Raw genomic sequence first — 21,002 nt, forward strand, 5'->3', positions numbered from 1 at the left:
CCGAACGCCAACACACAGGATCGACTGATGCAATTGAATCGTTCGCTGTCCGTACTCCTTTTGATGCTGGGATTGTGTTTCCACGCTGCCGGGGCCAGTGCGCAATCCAGCGGTGACGAGAAGCTGCGGCCGCTAATCCAGGCGCTTGCCGGCGACAATTTCGACGATACGACGAAAGCCGTCTCTGATTTGGTCAGGACAGGCGATCCGCGCGTATCCATGATCCTCAATGCGCTTGGCGCGGGCGATCTTTACGTGACGAAAGCCGACCAGACTGTCTTTCTCGGCAAACGTGAGGGTGCGGATTATGCGGCGAGCGATCCGCTGACGGGTGCAAAGCTCGATCCGGTACCGCGCTCGGCCGCTGAAAAGATCAAGGTCAACAATCGGTTGCGCCGCGATATTGCCGCTGCAATCGGTGGTCTGACACTGATGAGCGATGACATCGCCGAGCGCCGTTCGGCTGCCGAAGCCATCCTGAAGACCCGCGATCCGGGGTCGATCCCGCTCCTGGATCAGGCGATCGCAGCGGAGAAGGATGCAGGCGTCAAAGCACTCATGCAGCAGGCAAAAGCTGCGGCGGTATTGAATTCCGAAGCGACTGACGAGGTAAAGGTCGCCGCCATAGCTGAAGTCAGCGCCGGCAACAGTCGCGATGCACTAGGCCTGCTTACTCCCCTCGAAAGCGTCGGGGGACCGGTTGGCGAAGCGGCGAAGGCCGCCATAGCCAGTATCAACAGCAAGCTCGCTCTGTGGAACGGTATCCAGAACATCGTCTATGGTCTTTCGCTGGGTTCGGTGCTGTTGCTTGCGGCCATAGGGCTTGCGATCACGTTCGGTGTCATGGGCGTCATCAACATGGCACATGGCGAGATGGTCATGATCGGCGCTTATACGACCTTCGTGGTCCAGCAGATCATTCGCACATCGGCTCCAGGCCTGTTCGACTACTCGCTGCTTATTGCTCTTCCCGCCGCATTCCTCGTTTCCGGCGCAGTTGGCGTGGTCATAGAGCGCGGCGTCATCCGCTTTCTCTATGGACGCCCACTTGAAACATTGCTCGCTACGTGGGGCATTTCGCTCGTGCTGCAGCAGGCGATCCGGTCCTGGTTCGGCGCATCCAACGTCCAGGTTGGCAATCCTTCCTGGATGGCCGGATCGTTCGATCTGGGGCTTTTGACGCTGACATGGTCGCGCCTGTGGATCATTGTCTTCTCGCTATCCGTATTCGCCATTCTGCAGCTGGTTCTGAAGAAGACCATGCTCGGCTTGCGCATGCGTGCAGTCACCCAAAACCGCCGCATGGCCTCGTCCATGGGCATCCGCACCCCTTGGGTCGATGCGCTCACCTTCGGCCTTGGATCTGGCATCGCCGGTATAGCCGGTGTCGCACTTAGCCAGATTGACAATGTCAGCCCCAATCTCGGTCAGGGATATATCATCGACAGCTTTATGGTTGTTGTTTTCGGTGGTGTCGGTAACCTTTGGGGAACCCTGGTCGGCGCCATGTCGCTCGGCATCGCCAACAAGTTCCTCGAGCCATTCGCTGGAGCTGTCCTCGGCAAGATCGTGGTGCTCGTGCTCATCATCCTGTTCATCCAGAAGCGCCCGCGTGGTCTCTTCGCACTCAAGGGAAGGGCGATAGAGGCATGATCACCCAATGGTTTTTCACGCATGTGGACCGGCGTGGCGGTGTGGCGATCGCGCTGCTCGTCGCAATTGCCTTCCTGGTGCCATTGTCGAATCTGCTGCTCCCGGAAAGCTCACCGCTTCATATCCCGACCTATCTCGTTTCCTTGATCGGCAAATATCTGACCTATGCGTTGCTGGCGGTAGCACTTGATCTCGTTTGGGGTTTCTGCGGAATACTTTCGCTCGGCCACGGCGCGTTCTTTGCGCTGGGGGGCTATGCCATGGGCATGTACCTGATGCGTCAGATCGGTCCGCGCGGCGTCTACGCCGATCCCGTGCTTCCGGATTTCATGGTCTTCCTCAACTGGAAGGAACTGCCATGGTTCTGGTATGGTTTCGATAATTTCTGGTTCGCCGCGCTTATGGTCGTTCTCGTTCCAGGTGTGCTCGCCTTTGGCTTTGGCTGGCTGGCATTTCGCTCCCGCGTCACCGGTGTTTACCTGTCGATAATCACCCAAGCGCTTACCTATGCGCTGCTACTCGCCTTTTTCCGCAACGACATGGGCTTCGGTGGTAACAACGGCTTGACCGATTTCAAGGATATACTCGGCTTCAATGTCCAGGCAGGCTCCACCCGTTCGATCCTGTTTGCCGCAACAGCCCTCTTTCTGGCGCTTGCCGTTTTTGTATCGAGCTTCATCATTCGATCCAAGCTCGGCAAGGTTCTCGTGGGTGTCCGCGATGCGGAAAACCGCATGCGTTTCCTTGGCTATCGCGTGGATCGCTACAAGCTGTTTGTCTGGACCATTTCCGCCATGATGGCCGGCATCGCCGGCGCACTGTATGTACCGCAGGTCGGCATCATCAATCCGTCGGAGTTCGAACCTGCCAACTCCATCGAAGCGGTCATCTGGGTCGCCGTCGGCGGACGTGGCACGATCGTCGGACCCATCATTGGCGCAGTGCTGGTGAATTTCGGCAAGACCTATTTTACTGCCGCGTTTCCCGAAATCTGGCTGTTTGCCCTCGGAGCCCTGTTCATAGTCGTCACCCTGTTCCTGCCGAAGGGCATCCTTGGCCTCTACGGCTCCTGGAGGACCAGACTGGCTGATCGCGCCGCGCAAAAGAGGGACAGCACGTCCCAGTCTCCGGTTGCCAACGAAAACGTGCAGCTTACCGAACCTCAGGCTGCGGAGTAGACGATGAAAGCGCAGGACACTTTACTCTATCTCGATGGCGTGTCGGTTTCGTTCGACGGGTTCCGCGCGATCAATAATCTGTCGCTGGTGCTGCAGGCGGGAGAAATGCGCGCGATTATCGGTCCGAATGGCGCCGGGAAGACCACGATGATGGACATCATCACCGGCAAGACAAGGCCCGATTGCGGCGAAGTCAACTTCAACGGCGAAGTGGATTTGACGAAGCACGACGAGGCCGAGATCGCCTTGCTCGGGATCGGTCGCAAGTTCCAGAAGCCGACAGTTTTCGAAAGCCACACCGTCGAAGACAATCTGGTTCTGGCTCTCTCCGGCCCGCGTTCGGCATTTTCAGCACTGTTTCACCGCCAGAGCGCCAATGAGGCCGAGCGAATCGAAGATATCCTTTATACAATCCGTCTGAACGGCAAACGCGACTGGTTGGCGGCTAATCTCTCCCATGGGCAAAAGCAATGGCTCGAGATCGGCATGCTCCTGGCACAGGATCCGAAGCTCCTGCTGGTCGACGAGCCGGTGGCGGGTATGACAGATGCCGAGACCGCGGAAACGGCCAAGCTACTGCGTGAGATCGCCAAGACCCGCTCCGTTCTGGTCGTGGAGCACGACATGCATTTTGTCCGCGAACTCGACGTCAAGGTAACCTGCCTGCACGAAGGATCGGTGCTGGCCGAAGGGTCGCTGGATTTCGTCAGTAACGATCAGCGTGTGATCGAGGTCTATCTGGGCCGCTAAGGCCCATTTCAAGGAAAAGTGGCGTCCGGAATTGCGCCAAATGAGCAAGGAACTCTACCATGCTGATGGTTGAAAATGCATCCCTCCACTATGGCGCCGCACAGGCATTGCGCGGCGTTTCATTGGAAGTGAAGCCAAGATCGATCACCTGTGTTCTGGGGCGTAACGGCGTTGGCAAGACCAGCATGCTCAGGGCTATTGTCGGCCAGCACCCGCTTTCCTCCGGTTCGATCAGTTTCGAAGGATCGGCGCTCGGCAAGAAAGCACCCTATGATCGCGCGCGCGCCGGCATTGCCTTCGTACCCCAGGGCCGCGAGATTTTCCCGCTGCTCACCGTGCGCGAAAACCTCGCCACCGGCTTCGCCGCCGCCAGCCGTGGCAATCGCAACGTCCCCACGGAAGTTTTCGAGCTGTTTCCGGTGCTCAAGACGATGCTCGGCCGGCGTGGTGGCGATCTTTCCGGTGGTCAGCAGCAACAGCTCGCAATAGGCCGAGCTCTGGTGACCCGGCCGAAGCTGCTGGTTTTGGATGAGCCCACTGAAGGGATTCAGCCTTCCATTATCAAGGATATCGGTCGCGCCATCGAGTTCCTGCGCGACCAGGCCGGTCTGGCAATCCTGCTGGTGGAGCAGTATCTCGACTTCTGCCGCGAACTTGCAGACCACGTTTACATTATGGACCGGGGTGAGATTGTCCATTCCGGCGATGCTGCCAGCCTCGACAGGCCGGAAGTGCGCAAGTTTCTGACCGTTTGAAAAACTTGGCTTGCTGATTGCGCGAGGTCATCGTTAGGGTCGCTTCAGAGGAGCAACCCCGCATGATCGACAAGCTGGAATTTTTCATTGCTTTGGCGCACCACAAACATTTTGGCCGGGCGGCGGAGGAATGCGGCGTCACGCAGCCGACGCTTTCTGCGGCCATCCGCCAGCTTGAAGACACGCTCGGGGTGGTCCTCGTTCAGCGCGCCTCCCGCTTCAAGGGCCTGACATCGGAAGGTCAGCGCGTTCTCGAATGGGCACGCCGTATCGTTGGTGATACCCGCACGATGCGCGAGGAAATCCGGGCAGCCCGCTTCGGTCTTGCCGGGCACGTGAAAATCGCCGCCATACCCACGGCACTTGCCATGGTCTCGCGGCTGACGACGCCATTCCGCGAGAAGCACCCCGACGTCACATTCTCGGTAACCTCACGAACATCGCTCGAAGTGTTGACGCTGCTCAGCAATTTCGAGATCGATATCGGGATCAGCTATCTGGACAATGAGCCGCTCGGACGAGTGACGTCCGTACCGCTCTATACGGAGCGTTACCAACTGATCACCTCTTCGGGTAACAGCTATTCCGACCGGAAGTCCGTCACATGGTCGGAAGTTGGACAATTGCCGCTTTGCCTTCTCACCATGGATATGCAAAATCGCCGCCTCATAAACAAGCATTTGCAGGAGGCAGGCGTCGAGGTTCATCCGACACTGGAATCCAACTCCATGATTGTGCTATTCTCCCATATCAGGACCGGAAAATGGGCAAGCATCATGCCGCTCAATTTGGCCGAGACCTTGGGCTTCGCAGAGCCGATCCGCGCGATACCGATCGTAAAGCCGGATGCACGCCATCTCGTTGGTCTTGTCGCAGCTGATCGTGAGCCACATACGCCTCTTGTGTCCGCCTTGCTGCACGAAGCGCGTGCGCTGGCGCTCAGCATGGATGCAGTATGATAGAAATCTCCTATCGAGCAACGGGTCTGCGATATTGATTTCTGCGGCTAATTTTGATCTGTTCTAAGAAGTGGGAGAAACAAGGGAGGGCCTTGCACAGATATGCAGAGCGCAAGTACCGATATCGCCAGCAGAGCGATAGGCATTATCGATCAACTTAAAGGCAAGGAAGGCCCGCTTCTGCCGATTCTGCACGAGTTGCAGGGCGAATTCGGCTATGTTCCGCCGGAAACGCTTCCGTTAATTGCGCAAGCCTTGAATATTTCCCGCGCCGAAGTGCATGGCGTTTTCACATTCTATCATGACTATCGTGATCATCCTTCAGGCAGGCATGTGCTGAAGCTCTGCCGCGCGGAGGCCTGCCAATCGATGGGCGGCGATGCGCTGGCCGACAGGGCGCGCCAGCTACTCGGAATTGATTGGCATGGCACGACTGCCGACGGTGCGGTGACGCTTGAACCGGTCTATTGCCTCGGCCTTTGTGCCTGCGCACCTGCCGCAATGCTGGATGGCGATGTAATCGGACGCCTTGACGCAGTGCAACTCGACGAAATCGCGGCGGAGGTCCGGCTATGACCATTACCTTTTACGTTCCGCGTGACTCCGGTGCTTTGGCTCTCGGCGCCGAGAAGGTGGCCAAGACTCTTGAAAACGAGTTTCAGGCCCGTAACCTGGACGCGCGAATTGTCCGCAATGGTTCGCGCGGCATGTATTGGCTGGAGCCCATGGTCGAGGTCGAAACGCCGAACGGCCGCGTTGCTTACGGTCCTGTAAAGGCTTCCGACGTCGCGTCTCTCCTCGACAATGGCATGGCCGAGGGCAGGGTTCATCCTCTCTGGCTCGGCCTTACGGATCATCATCCCTTCCTGGCAAGACAGACGCGTCTGACCTTTGCGCGCTGCGGCATCACAGATCCGGTTTCCATGGAGGACTATCGGGCACATGATGGCCTGAAGGGTCTTGAGAATGCACTCAAGTTGACCCCGGCCGAGATCGTCGCACAGGTGACGGAATCCGGATTGCGCGGTCGCGGCGGTGCAGGCTTTCCGACCGGCATCAAGTGGAAGACAGTCCTCGATACCGCAGGAACACAGAAATATATCGTCTGCAACGCCGATGAAGGCGATAGCGGCACTTTCGCCGACCGCATGATCATGGAAGGCGATCCCTTCGTGCTGATCGAAGGCATGGCCATTGCGGGCATCGCCGTCGGTGCAACCAAAGGTTATATCTATACCCGCTCCGAATATCCGCACGCGATCTCTGTCATGAACGAAGCGCTTGAAGTAGCGCGCAGGGCAGGCGTTCTCGGGGCTTCGGTGCTGGGCTCCGCCTATTCTTTCGATATTGAGGTGCGCGTTGGCGCTGGTGCCTATGTTTGCGGCGAGGAAACCGCGCTGCTCGAAAGCCTCGAAGGCCGGCGCGGCATTGTCCGCGCCAAGCCGCCGCTCCCGGCTCACAAAGGGCTCTTCGGTAAACCGACCGTCATCAACAATGTCATTTCGCTCGCTTCGGTGCCCGTCATTCTTGATAGGGGAGCTCCTTTTTACAAGGATTTTGGCATGGGCCGTTCTCGCGGCACCATCCCGTTGCAGATCGCAGGCAATGTAAAGCATGGTGGTCTCTTCGAAGCGGCCTTTGGTCTGACGCTCGGTGAGATCGTCGAAGATATTGGCGGCGGCACGGCAACCGGACGTCCCGTGAAGGCAGTCCAGGTCGGTGGTCCGCTCGGTGCCTATTTCCCGCGTGAACTTTTCGATACACCGTTCGATTACGAGGCTTTTGCCGCCAGGGACGGTCTCATCGGTCATGCCGGGCTGGTTGTCTTCGATGATAGTGTGGACATGCTCAAGCAGGCGCGTTTTGCCATGGAGTTCTGCGCGGTCGAGTCTTGCGGCAAGTGCACTCCCTGCCGCATCGGTTCGACGCGCGGCGTCGAGGTTGTCGATCGCATCTCCGCCAATATCGAGCCGGAAAAGCAGATCGAGGTGCTGACGGACCTGTGCAATACGATGAAATTTGGCTCACTTTGTGCGCTTGGCGGTTTCACGCCATATCCGGTCATGAGCGCACTTACCCATTTTCCTGAAGATTTCCGCCCCGCGCCAATCGCTGTAGCGGCGGAATAGGAGCTGTTTCATGTCTCTCATCGAAGAAATCGACTACGGTACGCCGAAATCTCCTTCCGAAAAGATGATCACGCTGACCATTGACGGCAATGAGGTTACCGTGCCGGAGGGCACCTCGATCATGCGTGCCTCCATGGAAGCCGGCATCAAGGTTCCCAAGCTTTGCGCCACCGATATGGTCGATGCGTTCGGCTCTTGCCGCCTCTGCCTGATCGAGATCGAAGGCCGCAATGGCACGCCAGCCTCCTGCACGACGCCGGCAATGGAAGGGTTGGTTGTCCACACGCAAACGCAGCGCCTGAAGAATATCCGCAAGGGTGTCATGGAGCTTTATATCTCCGATCACCCGCTGGACTGCCTCACCTGCGCCGCCAATGGCGATTGCGAATTGCAGGACATGGCGGGCGCCGTCGGCCTTCGTGATGTGCGCTACGGCTATGAGGGCGATAATCACGTCTTCGCCAAGGCGCATGACGTGGCCAATGATCGTTGGATGCCGAAGGACGATTCCAATCCCTATTTCACCTACGATCCTGCCAAGTGCATTGTCTGCTCGCGCTGTGTGCGCGCCTGCGAAGAAGTCCAGGGTACATTCGCTCTGACCATCGAAGGCCGCGGTTTCTCCAGCCGCGTTTCGCCAGGCATGCATGAAAATTTCATCGATAGCGAGTGCGTTTCATGTGGCGCCTGCGTGCAGGCTTGCCCTACGGCAACGTTGACCGAAAAATCGGTTATCGAGATCGGCCAGCCGGAACATTCGAAGGTGACGACTTGCGCCTATTGTGGTGTCGGCTGTTCCTTCAAGGCGGAAATGCGCGGTGAAGAATTGGTTCGCATGGTGCCCTGGAAAGATGGCAAGGCCAATCGGGGCCATTCCTGCGTCAAGGGCCGCTTCGCCTACGGCTATTCGACTCACAAGGACCGCATTCTCAATCCGATGATCCGCGAGAAGATCTCCGATCCATGGCGTGAAGTCAGTTGGGAAGAAGCTTACAAGCACGTTGCAAACGAGTTCCGCCGCATCCAGTATCAGTACGGTCGCAACTCGATCGGCGGTATCACCTCCTCCCGCTGCACCAATGAGGAGACATACCTCGTCCAGAAGCTGGTACGCGCCGGTTTCGGCAACAATAATGTCGATACCTGCGCCCGCGTTTGCCATTCGCCCACGGGCTATGGCCTGAAGCAGACTTTCGGTACCTCAGCCGGGACGCAGGATTTCGACAGTGTCGAACATACCGACGTCGTTATGATCATCGGTGCCAATCCGACCGATGGGCATCCTGTCTTTGCTTCGCGGTTGAAAAAGCGTTTGCGCAAGGGCGCCAAGTTGATCGTGGTCGATCCCCGCCGCATCGATCTGGTGCGTTCGCCTCACGTCGAGGCGGCACAGCATCTTCCATTGCGTCCCGGAACGAACGTGGCCGTCGTAACCTCGATGGCACACGTGATCGTCACGGAAGGCCTCTTCAACGAGAAGTTCATCCGCGAGCGCTGCGATTGGGACGAGTTCCAGGATTGGGCGGCCTTCGTCTCTTCGCCGGAACATAGTCCGGAAGCCATCCACCAGCTTTCTGGCGTTGATCCGCAGGCCCTGCGCGAGGCCGCACGTTTGTTCGCCACCGGCGGCAACGGCGCGATCTATTATGGCCTCGGTGTCACCGAGCATAGCCAGGGTTCGACGACGGTCATGGCCATCGCCAACCTTGCGATGGTGACCGGCAATATCGGCCGAAAAGGCGTGGGCGTGAATCCGCTCCGTGGTCAGAATAATGTGCAAGGCTCCTGCGACATGGGTTCCTTCCCGCATGAGTTGCCGGGTTACCGGCACATATCCGACGAGTCTACTCGGGATATTTTCGACAAGCTCTGGGGCGTCAAGCTTCAGGACGAGCCTGGTCTTCGTATCCCTAACATGCTGGACGCGGCCGTCGACGGTACGTTCAAGGGCATCTACATACAGGGAGAGGATATTCTCCAGTCCGATCCCGATACAAAACATGTCGCTGCCGGTCTCGCCGCCATGGAATGCGTCGTCGTGCACGATCTCTTCCTCAACGAAACTGCCAATTACGCCCATGTCTTCCTGCCGGGTTCGACCTTCCTAGAAAAGGAAGGGACCTTCACCAATGCCGAACGCCGCATCAACCGCGTGCGCAAGGTCATGAGCCCGCTCAACGGCTACGCAGATTGGGAGGTCACCCAGAACCTTGCCAGGGCGATGGGGCTTGACTGGAACTACGGTCATCCGTCCGAAATCATGGATGAAGTCGCGCTGACGACGCCAAGTTTCGCCGGTGTGTCGTTCGATCTGCTTGACAGGGAAGGCTCGGTGCAGTGGCCATGCAACGAAAAGGCGCCTTTGGGAACACCCATCATGCACATCGACAGCTTTGCACGTGGCAAGGGCAAGTTCATCCGCACCGAATATGTCGCGACGGACGAACGCACAGGTCCGCGCTTCCCGCTGCTGCTGACCACGGGACGCATTCTTTCGCAGTACAATGTCGGAGCGCAAACCCGCCGCACGCATAACGTCGTCTGGCACGAAGAGGATCGGCTGGAGATTCACGCGCACGATGCCGAACAGCGGGGAATTCGCGATGGTGATTGGGTCAAGATAACGAGCCGCGCGGGCGAGACGACTCTGCGGGCGCTCATCACAGATCGCGTCTCGCCCGGCGTCGTCTATACGACCTTCCACCATCCGACGACACAGGCAAACGTCATCACCACCGATTTCTCGGACTGGGCAACCAACTGTCCTGAATACAAGGTAACGGCTGTACAGGTTGGTGCCTCGAATGGTCCGAGCGAGTGGCAGATTGAGTATGACGAGCAGGCGCGACAGAGCCGCCGGATTGCTCCTGTGCTCGACGCGGCGGAATAACGATGCCCGAGCAGCGGCCAACACGGCTCATCGTGCCCCGCATTACTCGCCGCGTGAAGGGCGGGAATGAGGTTTATGAGACCGACAGCCGGATGGTACCTGAGGAGACTCCGGTCGCCTTTAGCTACAATGGCACGACCCATGCCGTCATGATGGCAAGTCCGGCCGATATGGAAGATTTTGCAGTCGGCTTCAGTCTGTCGGAAGGCATTGTTTCCAAGCTTGCCGAAATCGACGAGATTGCAGTTGAAGAGCATGACGAGGGCATCGATGTTCAGATAGGTTTGGCCGGCGAAGCTGGCCAGGGATTAACCGATCGCCGCAGGCGAATGGCTGGTCCCGTCGGCTGTGGCCTTTGCGGGATCGAATCGATTGAGCAGGCGCTGAAACCTGTCGCTTCGGTGGCTCGGGCCAAACTCAAGCTGACGCCGGACGAAATAGCCGAAGCGGTAAAGTTGCTGTCGCAGGTTCAGCCGCTGCACAGCGATACCGGCGCCGTTCACGCGGCCGGGTTTTATGTTCCGGGCAAAGGCATCGTCGCTGCACGCGAAGACGTCGGCCGCCACAATGCGCTGGATAAACTTGCCGGAACGCTCTGCCGGGCCGGCATCGCTGGCAAAACCGGCGCGGTCGTCATCACCAGCCGTGTGTCCATAGAGATGGTGCAAAAAGCCGCTATCATCGGGGCTCCCGTTCTGATTGCGGTGTCAGCTCCGACAGCACTTGCCATACGAACGGCGCAGGCCGCCGGCATGACCCTTGTTGCACTGGTGCGCGGAGACGAATTCGACGTTTTTACATGTCCCGAGCGCGTACCTTCCGCAGTTGAGCAGGTCAAAACCAAGGCAATCGATGCGATGCCCAACGCCAATGCTGACCCGGCGGCGTCGACCCTCGTACAAAGTCCAACTGTTAGACTGGTGCAATATGGATAGTGAAAGTCACAAGTCGACAGCAACGAAGCTTGTCTACATGGCAAATCAGATAGCGACGTTCTTCCATACCCAACCCAAAGATGAGGCTGTGGCGGGCGTTGCAGATCACATCAATCATTTCTGGGAGCCTCGCATGCGGGAGCAGTTCTTCGCGATCCTCGAGCAGGGTGGTGACGGCTTTGATCCTCTCGTCATCGAGGCGGCGAAACACATACGCAAACCTGGGCTCGTTTCCGGCGCGAGTTAACGGTTGAGCCAGTTTCGGATGGCGTTGACCTACGAATGTTTCGGCGTTTGCGAAGATTTCGCCGTGGTTCAATGGCTACCAAAGAGCCTGCCGAGAACAAGGACGAGGGGAAGCCACACAAGGAGAATGACGACGTAAGGTGCTGAGCGCGTCATATAGGGCTCGTAGTCCGCCTTGGTGTTCCTGTCATCCCTCAGCATCTGCGCTCCTGACCCATAACCTTTATGCGCCTAATCGTTTGCCGGCCATTGTTTTCGTTGGATGACATGACTATGCAGCAACGACGCACGCGCAACAATAGCTCGCACGTTCGCCAAAATTCATTATGGAACAAAGCGTTAAGTCAGGGTGCAGAAGGTGTGAGGCTGCTCGAAGTCATTAGAGTTTTAATGAAAACACGCTCCGATTTATTACAGTTAGCAAGCTGGAATCGGCACGTCTTCTTGCTACCCCCAGCAGCAATTATTCCAGTCATCCCCGCAGATTCTCCATGCTTCGTCGACTGATCGGGCAAGAACCCAGCCCGCTCACCGGCGTCAGCTCTCGCGCCCATTGAATACACTGGCCTCATCTGGGCGTTCCTTTATGGATACCTCATCTGGCATGAAGTGCCGCAACTAAACGTCTTCCTAGGCGCTATTCTCATCGTTGCGTCCAGTCTATGCTTCGTTTGGTGGGAGTGGCACATCGCGGTGGCGGCACGGCGCTTGACGGGCTAGTCAGCTCCTATTGCCGGCGCACTTCGCATGGATTGAACGGCAGATCCGCCAGTTGATCAAGATCCATGGCCTGAAGTACCGGATGTGCAAGCGGATCGCTTTTCCAGTTGCCACAGTCTGTATCGCCGAGCCTTGTCCGACTGGCGCGTAGCCATTTGGCGAATGCTCTTGGAAGAAAGAAAATCTTCATCTATCATCTCCCATGTGCTCCACACGCACGATATTTGATGGGAAAATGGTTCATCTGCAATCCAGATTGTCGATACCATGATCAAGAAAATCTTCATGAAGAACCTGAACAAAGTTCATCTTAACGGCTTGAAAGCAGTGGAAGCGATCGGCAGGCTCGGCTCCCTGTCCAAGGCCGCTGAGGAACTCGCCGTCTCGCCGAGCGCGGTCAGTCAGCAATTGATCCGCACCGAAGCACAAATCGGCCACGTCATCTTCGAACGGACGCGAGGCGGGCTGATCGCTACCTCCTTCGGCAGAGGTTTTCTTGCCCGGTTGGAGGAGGGTTTTCAGTCCCTTTCGCGAGCTGTTGCCATGGCCGATGGCACTGACCAGACCCTATTGCTCTCGGTCGCTCCCACATTTGCCTCCAAATGGCTTGTGCCTCGCCTTGGACGCCTGCGTGCGGCCTATCCTGATCTCAAAATACGTATTGATCCATCTCCTGGCATTGTTGACCTGAAAAATTCGGACATCGATCTGGCCATCCGGCTTGGCAGCGGTGACTGGCAGGACGGTGAACCGGAGCGCTTGTTGCCGCAGAATATGTTTCCAGTTTGCACACGCAGCTTCGCAGAACGTTTAAGCGGGCCTGCCGATATTCTCGACCAGCCGATCATTTGTTACGAGAACCCGATGTTCAGCTGGGATGAATGGCAGCTGGCGACGGGTATTTCCGGGGAACTGGCGTTTGATGGACCGACGTTCTCGGACCCATGGCTCGGGCTCGATGCGGCAATCAGCGGGCAGGGAATCATGCTTGCATGGGATCTTCTTGTCGAAGACGCACTGGCCGACGGCCGGTTGGTCGCGCCGTTTCCCATGCGGGTGCCTTCCTCTGTCGGTTACTGGCTGGTCTCGCCAAACAGCCGCGTGCCGAGCTTGCAAGTGCGGCAATTCCAGCGCTGGATACGAAGCGAAATCAAACACTAGGCTCGCCTTGCTCCGCATGTCTGTTGACAAGTTATACCGAAGTTTGAAGAGTGCCGACTTCAATGCGAGTAGCGGTGGGAGGACATGATGTCTATGCGCGCAATTGTCGGGTTTTCGGCCATTCTTCTCACTCTCTTTGCACTTTCCGCGCCGGCCGGCGCCGCGGAAATGAATCGCGACGTCGCAACGACCAAGGATAGCGATTATTTCGGTTTCGACCTGCGGACGGAGCAAAATGTCACGCAGGATCAATGCGAACTCGTCTGTCTCGCCGACAATTCCTGCAAGGCTTTCACCTACAACCCTAAGGTGAAATGGTGCTTTCTGAAATCTGATTTCAACCAGCTTAAACCGGCTCCGGGTTCGATCGCCGGAAAAGTCGTGGAGACCGCTGACGAGCCGGATATCGGCGCCCCGCCGAAGCTGCAGTTCGTGTCGGACCAATTGCTGCAGGACGCGCGGCAGGTGAAGGCAAGTTTGACCCTGACCGACGAGCAGAAGACGCAAGGCGTCGACGGCCTGATTGCCACCGGACGTGCCGAACTCGCCAAGGGAAGTATCGAAACCGCACTCTACGCCTTCAAGGGCGCTCTGGCGGTTACTCCCGACGATGGTGCGCTTTGGCTGGAGACGGCGCGCGCTGCCAATCGCGCCGACAAGAATACCTATATGGCGGGTCAAGCTGCTCTCGCCGCGCTCAATGGCTATCAGTTGACGCGCACGGTACAGAGCCGCGCCGACGCGCTGGCGGTTTTGGCCGAGGCGCTGCAAGATTCGGAAAACTACCGTGCCGCACTTGACGCCTACAAGGCCAGCCTCGCGCTCGTAAAGGCCGGGCCGGTCGAGGCGGCTTACCTCGATCTGAGGTCGCGGCAGGGATTTCGCGTCACCAATCACACCATTGACGCCGATAGCGCCAGTCCGCGCGCTTGTGTCCAGTTCTCCGATCCGCTGGTAAAAACGGGCACGGATTACGCACCCTTCGTGACATTGAACGGAGCAGCGCCGAAGGCTATGGAGGCCAAGGACAGCGAGATTTGCGTCGAGGGCCTTGATCACGGCCAGCGATACAAGCTGGCACTTCGTCCCGGCCTGCCATCGGCGGTGGGCGAATCCCTTGAAGCACAGGTCGACCTGGATATTTACATCAAGGACCGCTCGGCCATGGTGCGCTTTACAGGCGACAGTTTCGTGCTGCCGAGCACGGCACGTCGCGGTATTCCCATCGTGTCGGTCAATACGGCAAGCGCCAATCTGAAGCTCTATCGCATCGGTGACCGCGGCATCGCCCCACTCCTGACCAGTTCCCAGTTCCTGACACAGATGGATGGATATAGTGCCCAGCGCCTGCAGGATGAATCGGGCGAACTCGTCTGGCAGGGAACCATCGACCTTCAATCGGAACTGAACAGGGACGTTGTCACCAGCTTTCCCGTCGATGAAGCCCTGCCGCAGCGCAAGCCCGGCGTCTACGTCCTGACGGCAGTGTCGCCCGACGCGAAGAATGACGAATGGGACGCGCAGGCTACCCAGTGGTTTGTGGTTTCCGATATCGGGCTCAGCACCTATGCGGGAAATGACGGGCTCAATGTGTTTGCCCGCTCACTCGCCTCGGCACAGCCGCTCATCGGCGTCGAGCTTCAGCTTCTTGCCAAAAACAACGAGATCCTCGGTACTGCCGTCACCGATACCGAAGGCCGCGCCACCTTTACTGCGGGATTGATGCGCGGCACCGCATCGACTGCCCCCGCCGTCATCACGGCAAAAAATGGCGATGCGGACTACGTTTTCCTCGATATGACGCGCGCCGGTTTCGACCTCTCGGATCGCGGCGTTACGGGCCGCGCCGCGCCGGGCGCCATCGACATACTGGCGTGGACCGAACGCGGCATCTATCGCGCCGGTGAAACGGTGCATGCGTCCGCGCTCGCCCGGGACAACGCCGCAAACGCGGTTGAAAAACTGCCCCTGACATTCGTGTTCAAACGGCCTGATGGCGTCGAAGATCGCCGCATGGTCAGCGACGGCGCCAACCTTGGCGGCCACACGCTCGACCTGGAGCTGCAGGCCAACTCGATGCGCGGCACATGGACAATGCAGATATTTACCGATCCGAAGGGCTCGCCGATTGCAGAAAAGCAGTTTCTGGTCGAAGACTTCGTGCCGGACCGCGTCGAATTCGATCTGACCAGCGACGCCAGGTTCATCGAAGTCGGCAAGCCAAATCCGATCAAGGTCGACGGCCGTTTTCTTTATGGCGCGCCCGCGGCCGGTCTTGAACTTGAAGGCGAGGTTGCACTGAAGCCAACGCATGAAAGCGAAGCGTTCAAGGGTTATTTCTTCGGCCTTGCCGATGAGGAGGCGAATGAAAGCACCAGCGTTCCGCTTGAGGATTTGCAGCCGCTGGACGATGCCGGTAAAGCGACGTTCGATGTCTCGCTGGCGGATGTCCCGTCAACGACGCAGTTGCTCAATGCCAATATTGTCGTGCGCATGCAGGAAGCGGGCGGACGGGCGGTTGAACGCATCCTGACGCTGCCGGTGAGGCAGCAGGGGCCGATGATCGGCATCAAACCGGAATTCTCCGGTGCTCTCGCTGAAAACTCCGTGGGTAAGTTCCATGTTGTCGCCGTCGACGAAAATGGTCAGAAACAGCCCCTGCAGGGGCTTCAGTGGAAACTGGTCGGCGTCGAGCGCAACTACCAATGGTATCGCGATGGCAATTCATGGAAATACGAACCGATCCTTTCGACGAAACAGGTCGCAAATGGTGTCGTGAATGCCACGGCGGACGGTGCCGAGATTTCGGTTCCCATCACCTGGGGCCAGTTCCGCCTGGAAGTTGAGACGGCGGCCGTCGACGGTCCGGCGTCCAGCGTCGAGTTCGATGCAGGCTACTACGTCGCGGCCACCTCCACCGAAACGCCGGATGGCCTTCAGATCGCCCTCGACAGGGATAATTACGCCCCGGGCGACACGGCAAAGCTGAAAGTATCGCCGCGATTCGCCGGGGAGCTCCTGGTAACAGTTGGTGCCGAGAGCTTGCTCGTGACGAAGCGGGCGAGCATCCCCGCGGAAGGTGGTGAAATCGAGATTCCGGTCACCGCCGATTGGGGTGCAGGCGCTTACGTTACGGCCACTCTGTTCCGGCCGGGCGATGCACAGGAAACCCATATGCCGATGCGCGCCATCGGCGTCAAATGGCTCAACGTCAACCCGGGCGATCGCAAACTGACGCTGAATATGGATATGCCGGCGAAGACCGAGCCGCGCAAACCGCTGAACATCGCCCTTCAGGTCACTGGTGCCGGGGCAGACGAGACAGCCTTTGTCACGGTTGCGGCAGTGGACGTCGGTATCCTCAATCTGACCCGCTATGAACCGCCAAATCCAGACGGCTGGTACTTCGGCCAGCGGCAGCTAGGCCTCGAGATACGCGATCTTTACGGCCGCCTGATAGATGGTTCGCAGGGCGCGACAGGCAAGCTCCGCACCGGCGGCGACGGTGCGCAGATGCCGATGCAGGGAAACCCCCCCACCGAAAAGCTGATTGCCTTCTTCTCCGGGCCGGTCAGGCTGGATGCGGAGGGCAGGGCCAGTGTCAGCTTCGATATTCCGCAATTCAACGGAACTGCGCGGGTCATGGCTGTCGCATGGTCGAAGTCGGGTGTCGGCCACGCAACCTCCGACGTGGTTATCCGCGATCCGGTGGTCGTCACAGCCAGCCTTCCAAAATTCCTTGCACCGGGCGACAAGGCAGCCCTGCGGCTCGATATCGCGAATACGGATGCGCCTGCCGGCGATTATCAAGTGCAGATCACGAGCAACCCTCCGGTAAAGGTCGACCAGCCGGGCGCCTCGCAGACCGTCGCTCTGGCTACCGGCGGCAAGGCTAATCTCACGCTGCCACTGACAGGCAATCAGCCGGGAGACGGTGTTGTGTCGGTGAAACTGTCGAATGCCGCGGGTCTGTCGCTCGAACAAACCCTTTATGTCCCTGTCCGGCCCGCGACTTTGCCGATGACCGTTCGCAGGCCAATCAATCTTGCACCCAATGGCAGCCTCAAGGTGGACAGTGAGTTGCTGGCCGGCAGCGTCTTGCAGGGGGCATCAGTCAGCCTTAGCGTCACCCGCTCGGCTGCTTTCGATATTCCGGCCTTGTTAATGACGCTCGATCGCTACCCCTATGGCTGCGCCGAGCAGACGACCAGCCGCGCCCTGCCGCTACTCTATATGAGCGAACTCGCCAAGCAGTCCGGAATTACTGAAGATGGCGAGGTTCAGAAGCGCGTGCAGGAGGCAATCTACCGTGTCTTGTCCTACCAGGCCTCCTCGGGCAGCTTTGGGCTGTGGGCTCCAGGCACCGGTGACCTCTGGCTTGACGCCTATGTCACGGATTTCCTCACGCGCGCCCGCGAGCAGAAGTATGATGTGCCGGATCAAGCCCTCGTACAGGCGCTTGAAAACCTGCAGAATTCCTTGAGCTACGACGTGAATGTCAAGGATCAGGGCAACGAGATCGCCTACTCGCTCTACGTGCTGGCCCGCAATCGCAAGGCTGCCATCAGTGACCTGCGTTACTATGCCGACACGAAGCTTGGCGAGTTCCCGACGCCCTTGTCACGCGCGCACCTTGCCGCCGCATTGTCGCTTTACGGCGACTCCCAGCGTTCGCAGAGCATCTTCACCAATGCGCTGCATCAGGCGACCACCGTGACCAATGTCAGTCTCGTGCGCTCGGACTACGGTTCGTCGCTCCGCGATGATGCTGCGGTGCTGGCGCTTGCCGCCGAGAGCTGGCCGGTCCCGCCAATTATCCCGCAACTGTCGAGGATCGTTGCCAACGAATGGGAACATAAGGTCTATACGAGCACGCAGGAACAAGCATGGATGCTGCTTGCAGCCCGTTCTGTCCAGGACGGCGACAAGGACCTGCAGCTCGATATCAACGGCGCTGCTCATAGCGGTGGCTATGCCGCACGGTTGACCGGCGATGAGCTGCTGACCCAGCCGGTTACAATCACCAATGCTACCGCTGAACCCGTGTCCGCCGTGGTGACGACACTGGCGTCCCCATCGCAGCCCCTTCCTGCAGGCGGCAATGGGTTCAACATCGAGCGCACCTACTACACGCTTGATGGCAAGGAGGCGAATGTCACCGAAGCCAGACAAAACGAGCGCTATGTGGTTGTCCTGAAAGTGACGGAGACCAACAGCTGGCCATCACGCGTGCTCATCACCGATCTCCTGCCTGCCGGGTTTGAGATCGATAATCCCGGCCTGGTCAACAGCGCCGGCCTGTCCAACTTCGACTGGATCGGTGAAGTGGAGGCCGCGCATACGGAGTTCCGCAGCGATCGCTTCGTGGCGGCATTCGATCGGGTAACGGGGAATAATGGTGAAATCACGCTGGCCTATGTGGTCCGCGCGGTGACACCGGGTACCTACGATCATCCTGCAGCCAGTGTGGAGGACATGTACCGCCCGCAGTTCTCCGCGCGCACGGCAACCGGTCGCATGGAGGTCGTCGCAGCACAATAATGTGGTCCACGCGTAAACTTTGCATCGGCATTTCGGCCAATCTGGTGTTGGCCACGCTGCTGGCGTTTGGCCTGGACCTGGCCGATGGAGCCTTTCCTCCACCTCTGGAAAAGGCGAGGGAGGTTTCAACCGAAGTTCTCGATGCGAATGGACAATTGCTCCGGGCTTTTGCGACGTCAGAAGGCCGCTGGCGACTCGGTACGAAGGCAAAGGATGTCGATCCGCAATTCGTTCGCATGCTCATCGCCTATGAGGATCAGCGCTTCTTGCGGCATGGGGGCGTAGATACTCTTGCGCTTGCACGCGCAGCCTTGCAACTCGTCGGCAATGGCCGCGTTGTCTCGGGCGCATCTACCCTGTCAATGCAGGTGGCAAGGCTGATCGAACCGCGCGAGGGGCGCTCGTTCACCGCGAAGTTCCAGCAATTGGTTCGCGCCCTGCAAATAGAGCGAAGGCTTGGCAAGGCGGAAATCCTGGACCTCTATCTGTCGCTCGCTCCCTATGGCGGTAATCTTGAGGGCGTTCGTGCTGCAAGTCTTGCCTATTTCGGCAAAGAGCCACGCCGACTAACCGTGGCGGAGTCCGCACTGCTCGTCGCCCTGCCGCAATTGCCCGAAAGACGAAGGCCAGACCGCAATCTCGCCCTGGCCGAAGCGGCGCGTGGCCGCGTGCTGCACCGGATGGCGGTTGAACAGGTTGTCGGCGAAGGTGAGGCAGAGCGCGCGGCGCTTGCGCCGATCCCGGCGCGCCGTCTGCAACTGCCGGCCCACGCTGCGCATCTGGCGGAAGCCGCCCGGCGCAGGCAGCCATCGGTCAGCCAGCATCTGACAACTCTGCGGCGCTCGATCCAGCAGGAACTTGAAGCAGTCGCGAGGAACGCAGCAGGCAAGCTGGGGCCGAAGGTTTCCGTCGCCATGGTCATGGCCGACATTCGCACCGGGGAAATTGTCGGGGATGTTGGATCCGCCGATTATTTCGATGCAAGCCGCTCAGGCTGGATTGACATGTCGCGGATCAATCGCTCGCCCGGTTCAACTCTCAAACCTTTTATCTATGGCCTGGCTTTCGAGAATGGGCTGGTCAGTCAGGAGACGATCATAGAGGATCGGCCCGCCGATTTCTTCGGCTACAGGCCGCGCAATTTCGATATGAGCTATCAGGGCGATGTCAGTGTAAGGCAGGCGCTGCAATTGTCGCTCAATGTCCCGGCCGTCCGCCTGCTTGACGCTGTCGGCCCGAGCCGGTTGATGGTGCGCTTTCGCCGTTCTGATGTGAGACCCGTGTTGCCGCCAAATGAAGCCCCGGGCCTCGCCATCGGCCTTGGCGGTGTCGGGATTACGCTGAAGGACCTCGTGCAACTCTATGCGGGGCTCGGAAACCGAGGCAGGCCGATGCAACTCGGCGACGGGATCCGGGATATGCCCGGCCCCATCGAGGGCGAGCCGCTGCTTGAACCCGTTGCCGCCTGGACCGTTGCCGATATATTGGCGGGTGTTATGCCGCCGGTCGGTTCCGGCCAGCGTGGCATCGCCTACAAGACCGGCACAAGTTATGGATATCGCGATGCCTGGTCCATTGGCTTCGACGGCAATTATGTGCTGGGCGTCTGGGTCGGGCGGCCGGACAACGGCGCGGTGCCTGGCCTGACGGGCTACGGATCGGCTGCACCCATTCTGTTTGAAGGATTCGCAAAATCCGGGATCGCCATCACGCCTCTGCCAGCTGCCCCAGCGGGCGCAACCCGGATCGCGCAGGCACAGTTGCCGATCAGTCAGCGGCGGTTTTCGGTCAGTTCCAGTGGCTTGCCTGCTTCGTTCACCCGCGAACCCGCTCCGCAGATCGTCTATCCGCCGGAAGGCGCCCGCGTTGAGCTCGGAGCAAAAGCTGGTGGCGAAATCATGCCTCTCGCGCTGAAGCTGCAGGGCGGACGCGCGCCGTTCCGCTGGCTGGCCAATGGAAGGCCGCTGCCAGACATGTCGCGCCGCCGCACCAACGAGTGGAAGCCTGACGGCGGTGGCTATTCGACATTGACTGTTATCGATGCTGTCGGACGGGCGGCAAGTGTCCGTGTATTCGTCGATTGAG

At 58.9% G+C, this 21,002-nt stretch carries 15 protein-coding genes; 13 read left to right on the plus strand and 2 right to left on the minus strand.

Features of this window, described 5'->3' with window-relative positions; genetic code table 11:
* The first annotated feature begins 27 nt into the window (after positions 1 to 27).
* The 10 genes from urtB (at position 28) to CU100_RS05965 (ending at position 11,496) form a co-directional block, all read left to right on the plus strand.
* The gene (urtB, locus tag CU100_RS05920; RefSeq protein WP_106715553.1) at positions 28 to 1,653 is read left to right on the plus strand and encodes an urea ABC transporter permease subunit UrtB; all 1,626 of its coding nucleotides are present in this window, start codon (positions 28 to 30) and stop codon (positions 1,651 to 1,653) included.
* Positions 1,650 to 2,831, plus strand: coding sequence for an urea ABC transporter permease subunit UrtC (gene urtC / locus CU100_RS05925; RefSeq protein WP_106715554.1), 1,182 nt, complete (start codon positions 1,650 to 1,652; stop codon positions 2,829 to 2,831). The genes urtB and urtC overlap by 4 nt, the downstream gene beginning before the upstream one ends.
* A 3-nt stretch (positions 2,832 to 2,834) precedes the next feature.
* Complete coding sequence (gene urtD / locus CU100_RS05930) at positions 2,835 to 3,581, plus strand: urea ABC transporter ATP-binding protein UrtD (RefSeq protein WP_106715555.1); 747 nt, start codon at positions 2,835 to 2,837, stop codon at positions 3,579 to 3,581.
* Between the two features lie 59 nt (positions 3,582 to 3,640).
* The gene (gene urtE, locus CU100_RS05935) at positions 3,641 to 4,336 is read left to right on the plus strand and encodes an urea ABC transporter ATP-binding subunit UrtE (protein ID WP_106715556.1); all 696 of its coding nucleotides are present in this window, start codon (positions 3,641 to 3,643) and stop codon (positions 4,334 to 4,336) included.
* A 62-nt stretch (positions 4,337 to 4,398) separates the two neighbouring features.
* A complete protein-coding gene (locus CU100_RS05940) occupies positions 4,399 to 5,295 on the plus strand; it encodes a LysR family transcriptional regulator (protein ID WP_106715557.1) in 897 nt (298 codons plus the stop codon).
* Between the two features lie 102 nt (positions 5,296 to 5,397).
* The gene (locus CU100_RS05945; RefSeq protein WP_106715558.1) at positions 5,398 to 5,871 is read left to right on the plus strand and encodes a formate dehydrogenase subunit gamma; all 474 of its coding nucleotides are present in this window, start codon (positions 5,398 to 5,400) and stop codon (positions 5,869 to 5,871) included.
* Complete coding sequence (locus CU100_RS05950) at positions 5,868 to 7,424, plus strand: formate dehydrogenase beta subunit (protein ID WP_106715559.1); 1,557 nt, start codon at positions 5,868 to 5,870, stop codon at positions 7,422 to 7,424. The genes CU100_RS05945 and CU100_RS05950 overlap by 4 nt, the downstream gene beginning before the upstream one ends.
* 10 nt (positions 7,425 to 7,434) lie before the next feature.
* Positions 7,435 to 10,314 carry a formate dehydrogenase subunit alpha gene (fdhF, locus tag CU100_RS05955; protein ID WP_106715560.1) on the plus strand — a complete coding sequence of 960 codons (2,880 nt, stop codon included), beginning with the start codon at positions 7,435 to 7,437 and terminating at the stop codon, positions 10,312 to 10,314.
* Positions 10,315 to 10,316: 2 nt separating this feature from the next.
* On the plus strand, positions 10,317 to 11,249 hold the full coding sequence (gene fdhD, locus CU100_RS05960) for a formate dehydrogenase accessory sulfurtransferase FdhD (protein ID WP_106715561.1): 933 nt from the start codon (positions 10,317 to 10,319) through the stop codon (positions 11,247 to 11,249).
* Between the two features lie 37 nt (positions 11,250 to 11,286).
* Positions 11,287 to 11,496: a formate dehydrogenase subunit delta gene (locus CU100_RS05965; protein WP_407070296.1), complete on the plus strand. Its 210-nt coding sequence runs from the start codon at positions 11,287 to 11,289 to the stop codon at positions 11,494 to 11,496.
* Positions 11,497 to 11,564: 68 nt separating this feature from the next.
* Here CU100_RS05965 and CU100_RS27470 read toward each other — a convergent pair whose 3' ends face one another.
* Both CU100_RS27470 and CU100_RS05975 read right to left on the minus strand, forming a co-directional pair.
* Complete coding sequence (locus tag CU100_RS27470) at positions 11,565 to 11,696, minus strand: hypothetical protein (protein ID WP_280951581.1); 132 nt, start codon at positions 11,694 to 11,696, stop codon at positions 11,565 to 11,567.
* 526 nt (positions 11,697 to 12,222) lie between these two features.
* Positions 12,223 to 12,405: a hypothetical protein gene (locus CU100_RS05975; RefSeq protein WP_106715563.1), complete on the minus strand. Its 183-nt coding sequence runs from the start codon at positions 12,403 to 12,405 to the stop codon at positions 12,223 to 12,225.
* A 95-nt stretch (positions 12,406 to 12,500) separates the two neighbouring features.
* Here CU100_RS05975 and CU100_RS05980 point away from each other — a divergent pair, with 95 nt between their 5' ends.
* The 3 genes from CU100_RS05980 to pbpC all read left to right on the plus strand — a co-directional run bounded on the left by CU100_RS05980 (position 12,501) and on the right by pbpC (position 21,001).
* Positions 12,501 to 13,376, plus strand: a complete 876-nt coding sequence (locus tag CU100_RS05980) for a LysR substrate-binding domain-containing protein (RefSeq protein ID WP_106716030.1) — start codon at positions 12,501 to 12,503, stop codon at positions 13,374 to 13,376.
* Between the two features lie 87 nt (positions 13,377 to 13,463).
* A complete protein-coding gene (locus CU100_RS05985; RefSeq protein ID WP_455363805.1) occupies positions 13,464 to 18,917 on the plus strand; it encodes an alpha-2-macroglobulin family protein in 5,454 nt (1,817 codons plus the stop codon).
* Positions 18,917 to 21,001, plus strand: a complete 2,085-nt coding sequence (gene pbpC, locus CU100_RS05990) for a penicillin-binding protein 1C (RefSeq protein WP_106715565.1) — start codon at positions 18,917 to 18,919, stop codon at positions 20,999 to 21,001. Before CU100_RS05985 ends, pbpC begins: the two co-directional genes overlap by 1 nt.
* Position 21,002: the final 1 nt, after the last annotated feature.

Origin of the sequence: Phyllobacterium endophyticum, from assembly GCF_003010935.1 — a bacterium.
GTDB lineage: Bacteria > Pseudomonadota > Alphaproteobacteria > Rhizobiales > Rhizobiaceae > Phyllobacterium > Phyllobacterium endophyticum.